General features: G+C 71.5%; 15 protein-coding genes. 3 read left to right on the plus strand and 12 right to left on the minus strand.

Annotated features, from left to right (window positions below; translation table 11 throughout):
- Positions 1 to 52: 52 nt before the first annotated feature.
- The 4 genes from EL266_RS12740 to EL266_RS12755 all read right to left on the minus strand — a co-directional run bounded on the left by EL266_RS12740 (position 53) and on the right by EL266_RS12755 (position 6,233).
- Positions 53 to 2,245, minus strand: a complete 2,193-nt coding sequence (locus tag EL266_RS12740; protein ID WP_126412382.1) for a DUF6541 family protein — start codon at positions 2,243 to 2,245, stop codon at positions 53 to 55.
- Positions 2,246 to 2,337: 92 nt separating this feature from the next.
- Positions 2,338 to 3,537: a glycosyltransferase gene (locus EL266_RS12745; protein WP_232012041.1), complete on the minus strand. Its 1,200-nt coding sequence runs from the start codon at positions 3,535 to 3,537 to the stop codon at positions 2,338 to 2,340.
- A complete protein-coding gene (locus EL266_RS12750) occupies positions 3,534 to 4,829 on the minus strand; it encodes a glycosyltransferase (RefSeq protein WP_126412384.1) in 1,296 nt (431 codons plus the stop codon). The genes EL266_RS12745 and EL266_RS12750 overlap by 4 nt, the downstream gene beginning before the upstream one ends.
- Positions 4,830 to 4,919: 90 nt before the next feature.
- Entirely contained in the window at positions 4,920 to 6,233 is a 1,314-nt protein-coding gene (locus tag EL266_RS12755) for an oligosaccharide flippase family protein (protein ID WP_051280999.1), read from the minus strand.
- Positions 6,234 to 6,329: 96 nt separating this feature from the next.
- Between EL266_RS12755 and EL266_RS12760 the strand changes: the two genes are divergently transcribed.
- Positions 6,330 to 7,907 (plus strand): asparagine synthase-related protein, encoded by a 1,578-nt coding sequence (locus EL266_RS12760; protein ID WP_051280998.1) that lies wholly within the window; start codon positions 6,330 to 6,332, stop codon positions 7,905 to 7,907.
- A 102-nt stretch (positions 7,908 to 8,009) separates the two neighbouring features.
- Here EL266_RS12760 and EL266_RS12765 read toward each other — a convergent pair whose 3' ends face one another.
- From EL266_RS12765 to EL266_RS12780, 4 genes are all read right to left on the minus strand, one after another.
- Positions 8,010 to 9,011, minus strand: a complete 1,002-nt coding sequence (locus EL266_RS12765) for a glycosyltransferase family protein (protein WP_026426505.1) — start codon at positions 9,009 to 9,011, stop codon at positions 8,010 to 8,012.
- A gap of 102 nt (positions 9,012 to 9,113) precedes the next feature.
- Positions 9,114 to 10,418 (minus strand): nucleotide sugar dehydrogenase, encoded by a 1,305-nt coding sequence (locus EL266_RS12770; protein WP_026426504.1) that lies wholly within the window; start codon positions 10,416 to 10,418, stop codon positions 9,114 to 9,116.
- A 321-nt stretch (positions 10,419 to 10,739) separates the two neighbouring features.
- Positions 10,740 to 11,999, minus strand: a complete 1,260-nt coding sequence (locus EL266_RS12775) for a glycosyltransferase family 4 protein (protein WP_232012042.1) — start codon at positions 11,997 to 11,999, stop codon at positions 10,740 to 10,742.
- A 14-nt stretch (positions 12,000 to 12,013) separates the two neighbouring features.
- On the minus strand, positions 12,014 to 13,135 hold the full coding sequence (locus EL266_RS12780) for a glycosyltransferase family 4 protein (protein WP_026426503.1): 1,122 nt from the start codon (positions 13,133 to 13,135) through the stop codon (positions 12,014 to 12,016).
- A gap of 86 nt (positions 13,136 to 13,221) precedes the next feature.
- Here EL266_RS12780 and wecB point away from each other — a divergent pair, with 86 nt between their 5' ends.
- Positions 13,222 to 14,301, plus strand: coding sequence for a non-hydrolyzing UDP-N-acetylglucosamine 2-epimerase (wecB, locus tag EL266_RS12785; protein WP_026426502.1), 1,080 nt, complete (start codon positions 13,222 to 13,224; stop codon positions 14,299 to 14,301).
- A 138-nt stretch (positions 14,302 to 14,439) separates the two neighbouring features.
- Here the strand turns inward: wecB and EL266_RS12790 are convergent, their stop codons facing one another.
- The 4 genes from EL266_RS12790 to EL266_RS12805 form a co-directional block, all read right to left on the minus strand.
- Positions 14,440 to 15,708, minus strand: a complete 1,269-nt coding sequence (locus EL266_RS12790; RefSeq protein WP_051280997.1) for a DUF418 domain-containing protein — start codon at positions 15,706 to 15,708, stop codon at positions 14,440 to 14,442.
- A gap of 374 nt (positions 15,709 to 16,082) precedes the next feature.
- A complete protein-coding gene (locus tag EL266_RS13820; protein ID WP_034514700.1) occupies positions 16,083 to 16,448 on the minus strand; it encodes a hypothetical protein in 366 nt (121 codons plus the stop codon).
- Positions 16,449 to 16,621: 173 nt separating this feature from the next.
- On the minus strand, positions 16,622 to 17,353 hold the full coding sequence (locus EL266_RS12800; protein ID WP_126412386.1) for a hypothetical protein: 732 nt from the start codon (positions 17,351 to 17,353) through the stop codon (positions 16,622 to 16,624).
- A complete protein-coding gene (locus EL266_RS12805) occupies positions 17,331 to 17,522 on the minus strand; it encodes a hypothetical protein (RefSeq protein ID WP_026426501.1) in 192 nt (63 codons plus the stop codon). Before EL266_RS12805 ends, EL266_RS12800 begins: the two co-directional genes overlap by 23 nt.
- Before the next feature lie 217 nt (positions 17,523 to 17,739).
- Between EL266_RS12805 and EL266_RS12810 the strand changes: the two genes are divergently transcribed.
- Positions 17,740 to 18,549 carry a class I SAM-dependent methyltransferase gene (locus EL266_RS12810; protein ID WP_051280996.1) on the plus strand — a complete coding sequence of 270 codons (810 nt, stop codon included), beginning with the start codon at positions 17,740 to 17,742 and terminating at the stop codon, positions 18,547 to 18,549.
- Positions 18,550 to 18,568: the final 19 nt, after the last annotated feature.

Raw genomic sequence — 18,568 nt, forward strand, 5'->3', positions numbered from 1 at the left:
CCTCATCCGGGCCTGCCGGGCCTGGCAGTGAGGATCGCAGGGATCGCGGGGATCAGTCGCCTTCGCGGAGGAACTCGCCCTTGTCATTGAAGACATTGGGCCTGCCCTGGGGCCCGAGCAGCGGCTCGTAGGGGATCTTGAGCCCCCACGGGTCGCGCTGGCCGACCGGGTCGGGAGCGCCGCAGGCGGTGATGCGCCACACCGAGGCCGAGCCGGCGCGGGCCACCAGCTCGAAGCCCTGGGAGGTGTCCACCCCGTAGAGCCCGGGGGCGCGCTCACGCACATCGATCCCCGGGACGGTGCCGGGCTCATCGGCGTAGTAGTAGCCGATCCGGTAGTGGTTGACCAGCTCGCAGACCCGCGGGTCCTGGCCGATGCGGGAGAAGTTCTCGGCGAGGTACTGGGCATCCCAGTCCAGGGACCGGTAGGTGACATGTGGGAAGACCGAGCGCAGTCCAGCCAGGGGCTGGACATAGGCGGCCCCCGCGGCGGGGTCGCCGAGCACCATGAGGGAGGGATCGGCCTTTCCCCGCAGGGACATGATCATCGAGGCCTCTTCGGTGGTGAGCATGTGCACCGGGGCCCTGGAGCCGGGCGGGTAGGAGGACTGGCCGGCCCGCTGCCTGGCCGGTCCCGCGCTCAGCCCGCCCACCAGCACGGCGGCGCAGGCCAGGAGCGCGACGGCGTCCCTGGGGCTCGGGCGCCTGAGCCCCGGGCGGCCCGGGGCTCCCTCGCCGTCGCTGTCAGTGCCGCCCTCGGGCTCGGCCCGCAGCGCCGCCCGCCGATCGGCCCGCGCCCCCAGGGCGGCGATCAGGGCGTCGACGGCGGTGGCCGACAGCAGGCCGATCGCCGGGAGCACCAGGGGGATGACGCGGTAGGGGTCGTTGTACCACAGGCCCGTCAGCGCGGACAGCGGCCCCATCGGCAGGTAGGTGGCCGCCAGCAGCACCATGGGCAGGAGCCACGCCCAGGCGATCCACCTCAGGCCCGGCCGGCGCACGGCCACGACCAGGCCTCCCGCCGTCACCAGCAGGTGGAGTCCCAGGGCCACGAGGTAGCCGGCCCCTCCCCCGCCCATGGGCCACAGCGTGACCAGGGCCTGGAGCCGCAGGCCGAGCCCGGAGGTCCCCGCGTAGGTGTCGCGCCCCAGCCTGGCCAGGATCCCGGGATCCAGGATCACCACCGTGGACACCAGGGCCAGGGCGATCGCCGCCCCCGCCAGGATCCCCACCGCGATGCGCCGCCCGATCCGGTTGGCCACGAAGCGGCTGACGCTCATGCCGATGGCCGCCAGCAGGGGCAGGCCGGACAGGAGGATGGAGAAGACGGCCGTGGGGTAGGTCGCGGCCGCACCGCCCAGCGCCACGACGAAGATCAGCAGGGCGATGAGGGCGCGCCGTCGCCCCGCGTTCCCGGTATCGTGCAGGAGCCTGACTGATCGGCACAGCAGCGCCAGTGCCGCCGGCAGCACCGCGTAGCCCAACGCATTGGGCCACAGCTGCCGGTAGGCGAGCATGTAGATGGGGAAGGCCGGCAGGAGGGCCATGGTCAGCGGGGCGATGGCCGCGGCCCAGCGCGAGGTGGGCAGGGCCTCGGCCGCGAGCGCCGCCATGCCCAGCGTCCAGATGAGGGGCACCAGCGCCACCAGGGCGTTGGTGGTCGCCACCACCTGGGCGGGGCTGGCCACCGTGGCGACGAGGGCGTGCCACATCAGCGGGTAGTAGGCGGGGATCGCGCGCATGCTGAAGGACCAGGAGGCGCCGGTCAGCAGGGAGGCATCACCGGTCTGGGTGATCGTCCAGGCCAGGTTGTAGTGGAAGACGGAGTCGATCTGCTGGGCCGGCAGGGTGGGGTCCCACTGCGTGAGGATGGGCAGGCTCAGGAGCACCGCGGCCAGGAGCGCCGCGCCCAGGGCACGGGCCTGGGTCCCGCGCGTGGGGCGGGGCAGGGCCTGGGGCACCGGGGCCGGGAGCCCCTGGAGGACCAGGCGCGCCGTGCCCCAGGACACCAGCAGGCACAGCGCCAGCCCGAGGCCCAGGCTCACCAGGGAGTAGCGGATCCCCATCCAGTGGCAGGCCTGCCCGATCAGCGCCATGACGGCCAGGGTGACCGGCGGCGCCGCGGCCAGGGGCAGGAGCCCGCGCATGCCGGCCAGGCGCAGCATCACCCAACCGGGCAGGAACAGGAGTGCCAGGAGTGCCAGAGCCCGCCCCAGATGGGGGAGCCATAGGACTAGAACTGTCATGAGGGAGTCTCCCTGTCGTGACTCGGCGCTGGCATAGGGGTGACCGGGGAGATGTCGCCAGGGGCGCCAGACGTGCTTGGGATGCGCTGATCTCAGGTGATGGGAGTGCCGCCTTTCACGAGCGCCAGGCTCTGGGGGGCCAGGACCAGGGCGGCCTGGCGCGCTCGCGCCGCCCAGGTGTGCGCGGCGGCGGCGGCCCGCGCGGCCTCGGCCCTGTCCCGAACCTCGCCCGGCTCCTGCTCCAGGTGGCGCAGGAGGTCGATGAAGGCCTGCCGGTTGTGGTCCACGACCCAGCCGGCGCCATTGGCCTCGATGATCCGCCCGGCCTCGGTCCCACGGGTGGCGATGACCGGCCGGCCGTAGGAGAGGTACTCGAAGAGCTTGACGGGCACGGCGATGTCCCGGTACTCGGAGGGCTTGACGGCCAGGACGCCCACATGCGCCTGGGCGTAGAGGGGGGCGAGCTCGGAGGAGCTGAGGTGGTGGACCCCCAGGCCCAGCTCCGCCAGGGCGGGCTGGGCGGCCAGCGCGCCCTGCCACTGCTCGGCGCGGGTGACCAGGTCGAGGTGGGCGCTCGGCGCGGCGGGCAGGGCGGTGAGGAACTCGGTCAGGTCGTAGTGCGCGCCCAGCCCTCCCACGTAGAGCAGGCGCAGGCCCTGCTCGGCCTGCGGCAGGGGCAGGATGCGGCCCTCGTCCCCGGCGGGGGGAAGGGCGGAGAAGAAGTCGGTCTCATCGAGGCCCACCAGCCCCGCCATCCGCTGGGAGGGCAGGAAGAAGTGGACCTGCTTGCGGCGGTAGCCGCGCAGATCCGCGCGCTGGAGCAGGGGCAGGATGAGGCCGCGCAGGCCCGTGGACCGACCCATGGGGGTGCGCCAGTAGGCGTCCCGGTAGAAGACCCCCAGGGGCACCCCGGCGCGGCGCAGGTGCGCCAGGATCGCCTGCTCCAGGTGGGGCGCGACTCCGCTGCGCAGGCTGGTGGCCAGCGCATTGGGCTGGGTGGAGTTCTCCATGTAGTGGAAGGCCGGCCGCTGCCCGTCGTCCAGCCGGGCGCGCAGGGCGGCGAAGGCGCGGCGCCGCTGGGGCACCGTGCCGCTGAGGTCGAAGACCTCGTAGCCGATCTCGCTGAAGGCGGCCCTCATGCGCAGTGGGCGCAGGCGGGAGGCCGAGGTCGGATCGGGGTCCAGGGGGTAGGGGGCGTGGAAGACCATCCACGGGCGCCGCGCCGCGGGCCCGAGCCGCCAGCCCGGTGCCGGGGCCCCGGGGGACTGGGATCCGCTCGTGGAGGGGCTCATGACCGGGCCCCTGCCTCCAGGGCGGCGGCGAGCCGGCCCAGGCGCTCAGCCATGGCGGTGTACTGGCGCTCGGCGTTGAACTCCTCATCCCAGGTGCGCCTGGCCTCGGCGCCCATGGCGGCGCGCTGGGAGGGCGGGGCGTCGGCGATGGAGGCGATGGCGCGGGCGATGTCCTCGGGGGTGGCCGCCGCCGGGACCAGATGGCCGTTGCGCCCGTCGCGGACGATCTCGGCGGTGCCGCCCACATCGGTGGCCACCACCGGCAGCCCCGCGGACATCGCCTCCATGATGGAGACCGGCACGCCCTCCCCCGAGGAGGTGTTGACCAGCATGGTGAAGCCGGAGGAGGCCAGCAGCTCCCGGGTGCGCTCATTGGACTGGTAGCCCAGGAGCTCGACCCGGGCGCGGGGGGCGACGCGGGCGGCATGATCCCTCATGGCATCCAGGCGCCCCTCATCGCGCTCGCCGATGTGGGTCCAGCGCACGGGGCGGTGGCGGGACAGGACCCCGACGGCGTCGGCGAGCCGGTCGACGCGCTTGTAGGGCGCCAGGTGGGAGCAGCTGACGAGGTGGAGCCCCGGGTCCCGGCCCTCGGCCGCCTGCCCGCCGGCGGGGCCGGCGGGGCTGGCGGGCACGCCCAGGTGACGGATCTCGATGCCGGCGCCGCCCTCACCGGCGCGGTAGGGCTCCAGGAAGGAGCGGGCGTAGCGGGAGATCGGGTAGATCTCATCGAGGCCTCGGACCAGGCGCCGGCGCCCGGGCAGGTGGCCCCCGGCGGCATCGGCCTCGTCGACGTCGTAGGCGTGAGCCCGTGAGACCGCGACGACCGGGGCGCCGTGGGTGGCCTTGAGCATCTGGGCCACACCGGCGGCCGTGTGCAGCCAGTAGGCGTAGACGAGCATGGGGCCGCCCACCAGGTCCTCACGGTAGAAGCGCGAGCGCGTCAGCGCCCTGGTCCGCTCCAGGACATCGGTGGCGTAATGGGCCTCGCGCACCAGGGCCGTGGGGCTGCGGCGCAGATTGCCCACCTCGATGCGGCCCGGGCCCGCGGCCAGCTGGGGAAGGAGACGAGGCAGGCTCTGCTTCCAGGGGCGCGCGGGCCCGGGCAGGCGCACGGCGGTGGCCTGGGGCGGCAGGCGGCGAGTCTTGACCGCCCCGGCCCGTATGGGCACGATCCAGATCCTCTCGAAGGCCCGGGCCAGGTAGCCGATCTCCTGCTCGAAGAACTCCTCGCCGACATCGAAGGGGTAGTGGTCGGTGAGAATCACCAACGGTACTGACGACGGTCTCACGGGTCTCCTTTCCTCCACCCGCTGCAGCAGGGCCCGGCGCATGCCGGTGGCCTGCCGCACCGATCATCGCATGGCGCCATGGCGGCACCCTCACACCGGGGCATCATGTCGGCTCCCGGCCACGGCGGCGCCGCGATCATAGGACCGCGCGGTGAGAATCGACATGCCGAGCATCCCCGCCAGCAGAAGCGCCATCAACGCCCCCAGGACCGTCATTGTCTCCATGATCTCAAGCGGGCTGAGCCACAGCCAGGACAGGGGAACGGCGCAGTAGATGACGGCGAATGCCAGCAGCCTGCCCTGACGCTCGGTGACCACGAAGATGTTGGAGATGGGCGAGGTCAGCACATTCATGAACAGCCAGGGGGTCAGCGCGCGCGCATAGTGGCCCGCGTCATCCCATGTGGCCCCGAAGAGCACGGGGAAGATCCACGGGGCCAGCGCGTAGAGCACCGCGAAGGGCGGGAGGCTGACCAGCATGGCCCTCCAAAGCACCGCCCGCACCAGGGGCAGCATGTCGCCCGGCTCCACGGCGGAGAGCTTCTTGAGGAAGACCTGGGCCACCGAGCCGGCGATCAGCGCCACGGGGACCTGCAGGATGCTCCAGGCCAGCTGGAACTGGCCGAGCGCCGCCAGGGAGATCGCGCCGATCATGAGGTTGATGCCGTTGTTGCGGATGGAGTCCACCAGGACGTTGGGGCCGTTGACCAGGGGCATCCTCCAGTAGCGGCGCACCATGGCCCGCATCGTGGGCTCGCTCGGATCCGGCGGCGCCATCAGCTCGGGGGCGCGGCGCCGCAGCAGCAGCAGGGTGATGATCTGGCCGATCACGGTTCCGATGATGATGGCCGCCAGGCCCCCGTGCAGCAGCAGCCCCATCAGGAGCTGGAAGCCCGCCACAGCGGCCGATTGGATGACGCGGTTGCGGGCGATATCCCCGAACCGCCCCTTGCGCGTCATCCAGTACTGGACATTGGCGATCTGGGCGACCAGGAAAACGGTGATCCCCGAGCCCATCAGCCACCACATGAGGGTGTCGGAATGGTGGTAGTGGTCGCGCAGCAGGACCGCCCCGGCGGTGCACACCAGGGAGGTGAGCAGGGAGGCGATGACAATGCAGCGCCGGGACAGGCGGGCCAGGACGCGCGCGGAGAGGTCGTCCTTGGGAAGAATGATCGTCAGGTCGAAGCGCAGTGCCGCGAAGGTGACGACGAAACCCGTGATGGACCCGTAGACCCCGAACATCCCCTTATCGGTGTCCGAGTAGACGCGCGCGATGAAGATCTGCAGGAGGAAGGTGATGATCTGCCCGGCCGCCGTGCCTGTCACCAGAGTCACAATGGCACTGACGACGGGACTGCCCTGCGCGAATGACGCCCAGCGCCGGCGCAGTGCCTGTCCCATGCCAGTATTGAACCATGGGGCCCGCCGATATCCGTCCCACTGAGCCATCTCTCACCTTCCCATCGGCAGTCATCACAAGTGCACGGAGGAGTTCTCGTGGATAACGTCCAACTGTCCCTCACCTCCCCGGGATGGACCAACTCGGCCGACGGGTCCTGGCTGTGGCGCCCGGTGCGCGGCTGGGACCCGGGCGAGCGGGTCCCCGGCGTCGTCTCCGCCTCCCCCGGCCAGCGGGACGGGCAGTGGACGGTGGTGCGTCCCCGGGGCCAGGACCTGGTCCTGGAGACCGACCGGGCCCGCTCCCACCACCTGCTGTTCGCCTATGCCGACTCCCGGTGGATCGTCACGGATGACCCGCAGCACATGCGCTCGCACCTGGGCTCCTGGCGCCGCGACCACCAGGCCGCCGAGGCCTTCGCCCACATGGCCCTGGTCCCGGGCTCACGGACCCTGGTCGAGGGGGTGGGCGCCACGGAGTCGGCCGCCACGGTGGTGCTGCGCCCCGACGGGTCCTGGGAGCAGCGCACCTGGGACTCCTACCGCTACGCCGTCGAGCCGATCACCGACGAGGCCGAGTTCGACGCCGCCTTCGATGCGGCCCTGGATCGCGCCGTCGGCCGGCTCCTGGAGCGCACGGCCGGGCGCAGCCTCGTCCTGCCGCTGTCGGGGGGCCTGGACTCCCGGCTCCTGGCGACCTGGCTGCGGCGCCTGGGGGCCGCGGACATCGTGGCCTACACCTACGGCAAGCCGGGGGATCGGGAGGGGGCCGTCTCCCGGGATGTCGCCGCGGCCCTGGACATCCCCTGGCTGCGGATCGATCTGGACGTGGCCGAGATGGCCCGCGTCTGGCAGGGCCCCGAGGGGGCGCGCTTCCAGGAGCAGACCTGGGGCATGACCTCGCTGCCGCATGTCCAGGACTGGTACGCCCTGCGGACGCTGCGCCGTCGCTCGCTCATCGATGAGGGCGCCGTCATCCTGCCCGGCCACACGATCGTGGGCAACACCCACGATGAGCATCTGCTGGGCCCCGCCGCCAGCCGCGCCCGCGTGCTGGCCGCCATCGCCTCCCACCACACCACTCTCCAGGGAGATGGGCGCGCCGCCGGCCGGCTCGCCCTCCTGCGCCGCGAGCTGCTGCGAACCGAGGCGCTGGCCCCGGTCACCGGGGAGCGCGGCGCCCAGGAGCTCATCGAGTGGTTCAACATCCGCGAGCGCCAGGCCAAGTACATCAACGCCTCGATGAAGGCCTACGAGGCCATGGGCTACGACTGGGCCCTGCCGATGCTCGACACCGAGGTCTGGGAGTGCTGGCTGCGCGGGTCCCAGGAGCTGACCGCCACGCGCGCCTGGTACGCGCGCTACACCAGCCAGCGGTTCTCCCAGGCCACCGGGCAGGACCAGGAGCTGTACACGGCGGCGAGCACTCGTCTTCCCGCCGTCCCCAAGCGCCTGGCGCTGTCGGTGCTGCGGGCCACGGGCGGGGACCGGGCGCTGTCGCGCGTCCGCTCGGTGCGCGCGATGCTCGATCACCCCATGGGCTTCGAGGCCTTCGCCACGGGCATCAGCCGTCCGCGCCAGGCGCTGCGCTTCGCCACCGGCACCACCACGCTGGGCCTGTGGAGCGAACTGTTCCTGGCCAACCGATGGGGCGCCGACCTGGTGCCGCAGGACTGAGGCCGAGTCGGCCCATGCGGCCCCTGCGACCAGGCCCTCCGACCGGTCCCTGGGCTGGTCCCAGCGGCCGCTCGCAGCGCCTGGTCCCAGCGGCCCAGGGCCTCACAACTGCGTCAGGCGTTCCAGGCGCTCCCTGAGGCGCTCCACCGCCCGGGCCGGGCCGTGGTGGGAGGCCACCCAGGCCCGCGCCCCGCTCGCGCCGGCCCCCTCCAGGGCCTGGCGCACGCCGCGCACCGCGGTCTGAACCAGGGCGTCCGGGGCACTCGGGCCGCCCAGGACGGGCACATCACGGGTGGTCTCGTGGGCGCCGTCGTACCAGCGCTCGTTGAGGGCCATCACTGTGGGCACGCCCGTGGCCATGGCCTCCAGCTCCGAGACGCCCATGCAGCCGGTCATCTGCCCCACGGCCACGGTCCCGCTGGCCAGCCAGCGCATGTAGTCGCCGTGGCGCATGCGCCGGCGCAGGACGACGCCGTAGCGGCCGGCCGCTCGGCCGGCGCCGCTTCCCCAGTCCAGGCCCTCTAAGACGACGTCGTCCCCCAGCTCCTGGCGCAGGGCCGCCAGGAGCTCGAACTGGGCGGCGCCGCCCTTGGCCTCGTCCCACCGGGAGGGGAACAGGATGCGGGCGGGCCCTGCGGCGGGGCCGCTGGCGCGCGGCGCCTCCCGGATGTCGACGATGACCGGGTGCAGGGTCGCCTGGGGCACCAGGTCCAGGACGTGCTCGGCCAGGTCGGGGGTGGTGTAGTAGACGTCCCGGGCCTCGCGCAGGGCCCGGCGCACCAGGTCGGCGTAGGCGGGCTCATAGCGCCTGACCCGGATGTCGGTGCCGTGCAGGTGGAGGACATAGGGCCGGCGCAGCCAGCGGGTGTGGGCGGTGACGGTGGCGCCGTGGATGTCCAGCAGCGCGGCGCCCATCGCCCGGCGCGCCAGTCCGGCCTCCCACGCCAGGCCGCGCAGCGCCCGGCGCGCGGCGCGGGTGCGCGGGGACCAGGCGGGGTCGACGCGGGCGGTGTCGTAGAGCCTCCAGTCCAGTCCCTCGGCCCTGGCCTGGCGGACCAGGGCCGAGCCGATGCGGGCGACGTCATTGACGTGGAGGACTCTCACCGGCGCATTCTCGCACAGGGCCGCGCTTCGTCACGAGATCGGCCCCGGTCGTCGGGCGGCTGATCCGCCCGGCGACCGGGGCCGAAGGGCCTCGGGTCGGCTCTACTGCCCGCCGCCGATGGTCAGGCGCGGGGTGCCCGCCCAGGCGGCCGGGTCGGTGGCGCGGCGGCCGTCGAGCAGCAGGCGGATCCCCGGCAGGTCCTGGGGGCCGAGCTCGCGGTACTCGGGGTGGTCGGCCTGGACGATGGCCGCGTCGACCTGCTCGCCCAGCCGGTAGGGGGTCCAGCCGAATCCCTCCAGCTCCTCGTCGGTGTACATCGGGTCGTGGACCGCGACCTCGGCGCCGGCGGCGCGCAGTGCCTCCACGGTGGGGAAGACCCCGGAGAAGGCGGTCTCCTTGACGCCCCCGCGGTAGGCGGCGCCCAGCACGGCCACCCGCAGGCCCTCCAGGGAGCCCAGGACCTCAACGGCGCGATCGACCACGTACTGGGGCATGGTGGCGTTGAAGCTCCGGGCGGTGCGCACCACGGAGGCCTCGGGGTCCGTGGACAGGTAGAGGCGCGGGTAGACGGGGATGCAGTGGCCCCCCACGGCGATGCCGGGGCGGTGGATGTGGGAGTAGGGCTGGGAGTTGCAGGCCTCGATGACGCGCTCCACATCGAAGCCGGCCTTGTCCGCGTAGACGGCGAACTGGTTGGCCAGGCCGATGTTGACATCGCGGTAGGTGGTCTCGGCGAGCTTGGCCATCTCGGCGGCCTCGGCGCTGCCCATGTCCCACACGCCGTTGGGGCGGGGCAGGTCGTCGCGCTCGTCGAAGTCCAGGACCTGCTCGTAGAACTCGATGCCGGCGCGCGTGCCGGCATCGCTCAGGCCGCCCACGAGCTTGGGGTAGCGGCGCAGGTCGGCGAAGACCCTGCCGGTCAGCACGCGCTCGGGGCTGAAGACCAGGTGGAAGTCGGTGCCCTCGGCAAGGCCCGAGATCCTCTCGATCATGGGCTTCCAGCGGCCGCGCAGCGTGCCCACAGGCAGGGTGGTCTCGTAGGAGATCAGGGTGCCCGGGCTCAGGTGCTCCGACAGGGAGGCGGTGGCGGCATCCATCCAGGCGAAGTCCGGCTCCCAGGTGGCGTCGTCGACGAAGAGCGGGACCACCAGCACGATGGCCTGGGCGCCCGGGATGGCCTCGGCATAGTCGGTGGTCGCCCTCAGGGCGCCGTTGCCTGTGGCCGGGCTCAGAGCGGCGAGCTTCTCAGCCAGGTGGGCCTCGCCCGGGAAGGGCTCGACTCCCGCGTTGACGGCCTCGACGGTGGCGGGGTTGACGTCGACCCCGATGACCTCGTGGCCCTTCTCCGCGTACTGGACGGCCAGGGGCAGACCGATTTTCCCCAGGGCGACGACGGCGATGCGCATATGCGTTCCCTTCCTCAGACACTGCGTCAGCGCCAAGGATAGCCGCAGCCCGAGCCATCCGTGACCCCGTCCCGGATCACCCGGGCCGGGCGTCATTGCCACGCGCCGGGCCGTGCGCGAGCGCGGCATCGCCCGAGCGCCCGGTGGGCGCCGGGGCGCGGGTTGATCGGCTTAGCGGCCGCGGACTTAACCCCAGATCGCCCGGTGGGTGCCGGGCACGGGGCAGAAAAAGGCCCGGCCCCCGAAAGGGGCCGGGCCGTGGGCACGGGGGCAGGGCTCAGGAGCCTGGGCGCTTTGGGCCCGAGCACGTGGACCGAGCGCTCACCTGCGGGCCGCGCGGCGCTCCAGGACCGCGCTGCGCAGCAGGCCGGCCACCGCCCTGCCGGTGGCGGCCAGGGAGCGGTTGTCCTCGACCCACTGGTGGAGGCGCTCGGCGCGGCCGGGCTCGCCCGGGCCGGCCTCCAGTGCCCGGCACATGGCCGCGGCCACGGCGGTGGGCTCATGGTCGCTGGTCCAGCCCAGGTCGTGGGCCTCGACATCCTCGACCACGGGGCCCACGCCGGCGTAGAGCACCGGGATGCCGCAGGCCAGGGCGGCCAGGACCTTGGTGGGGTAGGCGAAGTCGTAGCCGAGCCCGGGCTTGATGGACACCAGGGCGGCCACGGCCCCGCGCTGCCAGGCGGCCGCCTGCGCGGGGGGCATGAGGCCGTGCATGACCACGGCCGGGGCGCCGTCGGGCCCGGGGGCGATGGCCGCGGCGCGCTCGGCGATGGCCTGCCAGTCGGAGCCCTGGCCCAGGTAGAGGACCTGGGCATCGGGGTGCCTGGTGCGCACCTGCTCGATGGCCTGGGCGAAGACCCCGGCATCCTGCCACTCCGAGGCGGTGCCGGCGTAGACGAAGTACCGGCCCGTGATGCCCAGGCGCTCGCGCTCGGCGGCGCTGGGGGCCGGGCCGTCGGCGCGGAAGACCGAGGTGTCGATGCCGTTGGGGACCACCGCCACCCGCCTGGCGCCCAGGGCCCGCACCTCCTGAGCCACCTCCTCATTGATGGCCACCACGCCGGCGGCCCCGCGCACGGCGAATGACTCCAGGGCCCGCACGGCCCGCACCACCGCCGTCGGGGCGCCGGTGGAGGCGGCCGCGGTGGACCACACATCGGGCGCGTACCAGACGTAGGGCAGGCGGCGCAGGGCGGCGATGGCGCGCACCACCGCCCCGGTGGTGGGAGGGGGCTCGACCAGGACGACGTCGGGGCGGGCCTGGGCGAGCAGGCGGCCGGCCAGGGGAAGGTCGAAGGACATGTAGGGCAGGTAGCCGCGCAGGTAGCCGGACTCGTCGCGCAGCGCCGGCCAGCGCGAGACGCTCACCCCGCGCGGGTCATCCGCGGGCTCATCGTGCTGGCCGGCTCCCGGCGTGGTGGTCAGCACGCGCACCGGGACGCCGCGATCGGCCAGGGCGCGCTCCACCCCGTCGAGGCGGAAGGAGGCGGCCGCGGCCTCCGGGAGGTGAATGCGCGTGGCCAGCAGCACTCCCCCGCGCCGGGCCCTGCCGGCGAGCCACCCCAGAGGGCTCTTGGTCATGGTGCTCATCTCTCTCACGCCCCCGCCCTGGCCCGCTCATGGACGGCGCGGTAGGCGGCGCCCACCACCGGGGTGGAGAAGCGCTCGCCAATGGTAGCCGCGATATCGGCCGCGGTGGCACCGGACAGGCGCTCGGCGAGCGCCGTGACGGCTGTGGCCCACTGCTGGGGCGCGGCGTCCACCGGCAGGATGGCGCCATTGCCCTCAGTGACGTACTCGGCCTGCCCGCCGGCGTCGGAGACCACGACGGGGCGCCCGGCCACGATGGCCTCCGCCGCTGAGACGAAGAAGTTGTCCCCCCGGGTCGGCCCGATGAAGACATCGGCCTTGGCGAGCTCGGCGCGCACCTCCTGGGCCCCCAGGATTCCGGTCAGACGCACGCGCCCGGCCAGGTCCGGCTGAGCGGCGCGGGCCTCGACGGCCTCGCGCAGGGGCCCCTCGCCCACCAGGACAAGGGTGGCATCCACTCCCCGGGACACCAGCTCCGCGGTGATCTCCAGGCTGGCCAGGGGATCCTTGCGCTCAACCAGGCCGCCCACCGTGATCAGGCGCAGTGCGGCGTCGTCCTGCCCGGTCTCGTGACGCCGGGGCACCAGGCCCTGGGGGTCGACGATGCAGGGCACGATGACGGTGGGCGCCGCTGCGCGCAGGCGGCGAATGGGCTCGGCCAGGTACTCGCAGACGGCGGTGACGATGTCGGGGCGCTTGAGGGCGGCGTCGACCACGATGCTGCCGGCCTTGAGGGCGGGGGTCAGCGTCTCCGGGTTGGTCAGGCCCGACCAGTGCTCGGTGTGCACCCAGGGGATGCGCAGGATGCCGGCGGCCTTGAGCCCGCCCAGGGGCAGCAGGGAGCTCATGGCCATGGAGTGCAGGACCTCGCCGTCGATGAGGCGGGGCAGCGCGACCGCCGCCCGGGCCACCGAGGCCGGGTTGGCCGGGCGCATGGGGATGCGGATGACCGGGAGGCCATCGATGGTCACGCGGCGGGTTCCGTCGTCCTGATGAGGGGGCACCAGGTGGATGATGCGCACCTCCTGGCCGGCCTCGGCGATGGCGCGGCAGTCCCTGACCACGAAGGAACCCGAGGAGGGCACCACGGCGGTAGGCAGCCAGGTGGTCACAACAGTCACGCGCATGGCTGCACTCTACGGGCTCCTCCTGTACTCGTGCTGTGCAGGCCGGGCGCATGAGAGCGGAATCCGATGACCGCTAGTCTGGGGCCATGCGCGTTCTCTCCGTGGTCGGAGCCCGGCCCCAGTTCGTCAAGCTCGCCCCCATCGACGCCGCCTTCCGCCGTGCGGGCATCGAGCATGTCATCGTCCACACCGGACAGCACTACGACCCGATGCTCTCCGATGTCTTCTTCTCCGATCTGGGCATCTCCGCCCCCGACGTGCATCTGGGCGTCGGCTCGGGCAGCCACGGGCGCCAGACCGGGGCGATGCTCGCCGCCATGGACGAGGTCATCGAGACCCACGGCCCCGACTGGGTGCTGGTCTACGGGGACACCAACTCGACCCTGGCCGGGGCGCTGTCCGCGGTCAAGCTGCACCGCCCCGTGGCTCACCTGGAGGCGGGACTGCGCTCCTTCAACCGCGCCATGCCCGAGGAGATCAACCGGGTCCTGACCGACCATGCCGCCGACCTGCTCCTGGCCCCCACCCAGACGGCCGCCGAGCACCTGGGGGCCGAGGGCCTCGATGGGCGCACCGTGGTGGTCGGCGATGTCATGACCGATGTGCTGATGCAGGTGCGCGACGAGGTTGCCGGCGCTCCCGGTCCGATCACCGCGGAGATGGGCCTGGAGGCCGGCGGCTACTCCCTGGCCACAATCCACCGCGCGGAGAACACCGACGACCCGGACCGCCTGCGGGCCGTCCTGGAGTCCCTGGCGGCGCTCGACCATCCGGTGGTGCTCCTGGCCCACCCGCGCCTGGTGGCCAAATGCGCCGAGCATGGCCTGGACCTCAGCGATGCCGGCAGCCTGCGACTGCGCTCTCCCCTGGCCTACCCCGGGCTCATCGCCTCGGCCATGGAGGCGCGCGGGGTCGTCACCGACTCGGGCGGCCTGCAGAAGGAGGCCTTCCTCCTGCGGGTTCCCTGCACCACCGTGCGCCCCCAGACCGAGTGGGTGGAGACGGTCGAGCTGGGCTGGAACGCTCTGGTCGAGCCGGGGCCCGTGCTGGCGGAGGCCGCCTCGCGCCCCCGACCCGCCGAGCCCCCGGCTGAGCGCGCCCACCCCTACGGCGATGGCCGGGCCGCTGAGCGCGTCGCCCAGGTCCTGGCCGAGCGCCTGGGGTGAGAGGACGGGCCTTGGACCGGGCCTGACGGGCCCGGCACGCGTCCCGCGGTGACCAGTGGGGCGAGCGGTCCGCCGGCGGCCGGCGAGTAGCCCGCCGGCCGCCCCGCTGAGTTGCCGGAGTCGCAGGAGTCACCGGAGTCACTGCAGCGCGCTCGCCGGCTGCGATTCCGCGGTCTGCGGCAGGGCGGTGTCAGGTGCGGCATCATGGGTGTCATCCGGCGATCCCTGGCCGCCCGGGAGAGCCTGTGACCTCGCCGCCTTCCAGCGCAGGTACCTGCTGGCCAGCAGGTCGTAGGACCGGTGCCACACGAGCTCCACCGGGCCTCGGGCGTGGAAGCTCAGCCACAACCTGCTGGCCATGACGAGGAAGGCGGCGATGAGCGCGTAGATCGCCAGGGTGTAGACCTGGGACCACGGGCCCTGGATCACCCGTGCCATCCCCAGGCCGTAGTCGTAGAAGACGAATGAGGCGATGAGGTTCTGCGCCAGGTAGCAGGTCAGGGCCATCCGGCCGACGTCACTGAGCATCCGGCCGAGCGGGCCGAGCCGATCACGGCGCACGTAGAAGGCCGCGACGGCAGCCAGGAGCCCGATGGACACGCTCGCCGAGGTCACGTACCTGACGAGGGGAGCGGCCGCCTCGACCTGGAGGAGTCGCAGCGTCCAGTCCAGCGGCAGGCCGATGCCGAAGGACAGGCACATGACGATCTTGCGCAGGCGGGCGCCCTCGGGGGCGAAGATCCCGGCGCGGTAGAGGTGAACGCCCACGAGGTAGAGAGCTGCGCCCATGAGAAGGATGACAGGGATCTCCATTCGCATGAGGAAGAAGTTATCCAGCCGGTAGGCCACATCTCCCCAGTAGGAGGAGTGGGTGTATTCCGCCATGGCCTGCTGACCGGCCTCCTTGAGCCCTTCTCGATTCATCTGGGTCAGCACGCCGACGGCGATCATGGCTGAGACATGAACCACCAGCGCCACCCACATCCAGATCTTCTGCGCCCTGGGGCTGCGAGCGGTCACGGCGGCGATGACCAGCGCGGTCAGCCCGTACCCCATGAGCACGTCGAACTCGAAGATGAAGACGTAGTTCAGCACGCCGTCGAGTATCAGCAGTCCCGCGCGAATCGGATAGGTCCCTGGCCAGGACTGGCCCTTCCGGATCGCCGACTGCCTCTGGATCTCCAGGCCGATGCCGAACATGATCGTCAGCAGGCCGATGAACTTGCCATCGGTGACCAGACTCAGGGCGCGACTGATCACGGTGTTGACCGTATCGTCAGTGGACGGCACCATATCGATGCTGGCGAAGATCGTGATATTCGTCAGCAGTGTCCCGAGAATCGCCAGGCCCCTGAGCACGTCGAGGGCTATGACGCGCTTGTACTCGGTGAATTCGGTCGTTCTCATCGCTTCATCCTCATTCCGGCGGTTCGGCCTGTCGGTATCGATCGTCGTGATCTGCCGTCAGCGCTGATCAGCAGATCGCAGCATCGGTCGCCGACTCGGGAGTCTGAGCGGCTCCCAGGGCGAAGCCGGTGCGCTATCAAGTCTCGCGCCGCCCTGAGACCGGTGTCATCGGGCGCCGGAATGACGAGCATCGACCGCGCAGAGGAGGGGTTGGGGCGAGCCGCCCTCCCTCAGGACGAGAGCGCGGTCACGTCGTGGGATGTGGGGCGGGAAGCCGTCTGCATGGGGCAGGCGGCGGATTGGAGGGATGGGGCGGGGCCCGCAGGCGCCGGCGCCCGGGGCGGCCTCCGTCATCGTGGGGCTCTGCTGGGAGGCTACGAGCGAGCCATCATCTCCCAGCCGACCACGCCCATGATGATCAGCGAGCCCAGGGTCCCCACCGGCAGGTACCACAGCCCCGAGGCGGCCACGACGATGAGCGCGATCGAGCCCGCCGTCGATCCGCACAGGTGGGCGGCGGCCGCCGCGAGGAGCGACGCGCCGTACACCACGAAGACGACGGCGACCAGCCGGCTGTCGGGGTCGATGCCGAGGCGCTGCAGCAGATCCGCCCACGGCCCCAGCCGCCCGCCGGGGGCGTAGAAGCCAAGCCCGCGCAGCCACCGCACCCCGTCGATGATCGACCACGCCCCCACGATCAGCGCGATGCCGCCGACCACTACCTGTCGCACGGTGTCCATCGCTCCGCCCTCCCACTTTGTCCACCACGAACAACTTTAAGACCTGCCACCGCCAACCTCCATTCTAAACGTGCTGGTCAGAGTACTTTTCCAACAGTAGACCCGTGATCAGAGGCGGGTAAAGTTGTTCACCGTGGACAAACCGACACAGCAACTCACCGCGATGAGACGGCTCAGTATCGCGAGAGTCGCGCCTCATCAGTGGCTCCTCCGGAGCTCTCGACCTCCCTAAGGGCACTGCGCGCGGTCTCTGGATCGTCGCGTACGGCAGCGGCGAGTTGAATGTGGCGCCAGGCGATTCTACCGCTCTTAATCCGCTCCTCCCAGTTGAGCTGAGCGTCAACCCCGAACTCCCGTATTAGCATCTCGATGACATCCTCCAGGCATGGTCGGAAGCGAGCACCTCCGAGGGGAAAATGCAGCATCTGCAACCCTCTGGGGGAATCCGGGTCAAGGTCCTTCTTTTTGGAACCCTTTGAGCGAGACTTGGCTGACACGTACATGGCATGGAGAACTTCATCGCGGTGCGCATGAATCTGAAAGTGGGAGGTGGGAACTGCCATTGATTCTGGGCGGGACATGTAGTCATAGCGAAAGAACGGAGCACCCTTCAACGGTTTAACCTGGAAGGATGACTGCTCGACTCGAAGGTAACTTGAGTCTCGTCCAAGGAGAACCTTGTATGACACCTCGAGCACAAGAAGCTTCTTGTTCTCAACTGTCAGATAGCAGGGCGCCGGGTCTTCCTCGCGCTTCTCTGCAGTCCTAATCACCACAGCGAGCCCGTTCGGAGTTTTGGCTTCCAGAGCAGTCACCTCAGCCGATTGACAAATGGTGCTGGTCAGGAGATCCTCGACGTCCTGGGCGAAGTGTCCCGCCTGCTTAGTCAGTCTCGACGTGTCCATATCTCAAGAAGTTCAGATCCTCAAGCTCATCAAGAAGTCGCTGCTCGCGGGAGAGGAGCACACCCTCCTCTTGTCGCTCTTTGAAATCAGGCTGACTGATAATCTCCTCGATCTCGGCGCGACGCCTCTCAATGTCCTCAAGGGTCAGCGTGGTCATCTCGATGCTCATCTCGCCTCCTCGGCTGATCGGTGATGGTCGGAAGGTGCTGAAGGCTACAGTAGTCCGTTGCTCCGCCAGTGCGCCAGAGCGGGATGGGGCGCTCTGGGACCCCTGGCGCCGACGCCCTGGGCAGGCGCTCTGATGGGAAGGCGGGTTTGCCCTGAGGTCGTGGTCTCGCGGCCGATTGCCGCCCAGCGACTAAGAGTTCGTGGGATACCGTGTTCCCATGCCCCGCTCAGCCCGCTACACCCACGGTCACGGACCAGCAGCCTTGGCCAGCCACTCGCGGCGCACGGCTGCGACCTCCTGCGCCTATCTCCTGCCGCACCTGCGCAGCGGTCTCGACCTGCTCGATGTGGGCTGCGGCCCGGCCTCCATCACCGCTGACCTGGCGGGCCTTGTCGCGCCCGGGCGCGTCGTCGGGCTCGATGCGGAGGCGGCCGCCATCGAGGCGGCTCGCGCCACCCTCACCGAGCGGCACCTGGCCGACATCGTTGAACTGACCAGTGGCGACGTTCACGACCTGCCCTTCGCGGACAACAGTTTCGACGTGGTCCACGCCCACCAGGTCCTCCAGCACGTCGCCGATCCCGTGCACGCGCTGGAGGAGATGCGCCGGGTGACCCGCCCTGGCGGGCTCGTTGCGGTGCGCGACTCGATCTACTCGGCGAAGGCGTGGTTCCCTCAGCCCGAGGGCCTGGAGATGTGGCGACAGGTCTATCTGGCCGTGGCGCGCGCCAACGGTGGCGAGCCCGACGCCGGCTCCCGCTTGCTCTCCTGGTGCCTGGCGGCCGGGCTGACGCAGGTGGAGAGCTCGGCGTCGACCTGGTGCCTTGCCACCGCGGAGGACCGCGCCTGGTGGGCGCGGACGTGGGCTGAGCGGACAGCGACAAGTCTCGGCTCGCAGGCGGTGGCGCTGGGCCTGGCCACCCAGGAGGACCTGGAGGCGATGACATCCGCCTGGCAGGAATGGGAGGCCGCCGACGACGGCTGGTTCGTGGTCGTGCACGGCGAGGCTCTGGCTCGGGTCGACTGATCCGGCGGCCCGCAGGCTC

It is taken from the genome of Actinomyces slackii (assembly GCF_900637295.1).
Lineage (GTDB): Bacteria > Actinomycetota > Actinomycetes > Actinomycetales > Actinomycetaceae > Actinomyces > Actinomyces slackii.

Excerpts from the sequence above, each read along its gene's own strand:
- EL266_RS12740 (WP_126412382.1), bottom strand. The coding sequence starts at position 2,245 with ATGACAGTTCTAGTCCTATGGCTCCCCCATCTGGGGCGGGCTCTGGCA.
- EL266_RS12775 (WP_232012042.1), bottom strand. The coding sequence starts at position 11,999 with ATGACCAAGAGCCCTCTGGGGTGGCTCGCCGGCAGGGCCCGGCGCGGG.
- EL266_RS12810 (WP_051280996.1), top strand. The coding sequence starts at position 17,740 with ATGCCCCGCTCAGCCCGCTACACCCACGGTCACGGACCAGCAGCCTTG.
- EL266_RS12770 (WP_026426504.1), bottom strand. The coding sequence starts at position 10,418 with ATGCGCATCGCCGTCGTCGCCCTGGGGAAAATCGGTCTGCCCCTGGCC.
- EL266_RS12780 (WP_026426503.1), bottom strand. The coding sequence starts at position 13,135 with ATGCGCGTGACTGTTGTGACCACCTGGCTGCCTACCGCCGTGGTGCCC.
- EL266_RS12790 (WP_051280997.1), bottom strand. The coding sequence starts at position 15,708 with ATGAGAACGACCGAATTCACCGAGTACAAGCGCGTCATAGCCCTCGAC.
- EL266_RS12800 (WP_126412386.1), bottom strand. The coding sequence starts at position 17,353 with ATGGACACGTCGAGACTGACTAAGCAGGCGGGACACTTCGCCCAGGAC.
- EL266_RS12755 (WP_051280999.1), bottom strand. The coding sequence starts at position 6,233 with ATGGGACAGGCACTGCGCCGGCGCTGGGCGTCATTCGCGCAGGGCAGT.
- EL266_RS12805 (WP_026426501.1), bottom strand. The coding sequence starts at position 17,522 with ATGAGCATCGAGATGACCACGCTGACCCTTGAGGACATTGAGAGGCGT.
- EL266_RS13820 (WP_034514700.1), bottom strand. The coding sequence starts at position 16,448 with ATGGACACCGTGCGACAGGTAGTGGTCGGCGGCATCGCGCTGATCGTG.
- wecB (WP_026426502.1), top strand. The coding sequence starts at position 13,222 with ATGCGCGTTCTCTCCGTGGTCGGAGCCCGGCCCCAGTTCGTCAAGCTC.
- EL266_RS12745 (WP_232012041.1), bottom strand. The coding sequence starts at position 3,537 with ATGAGCCCCTCCACGAGCGGATCCCAGTCCCCCGGGGCCCCGGCACCG.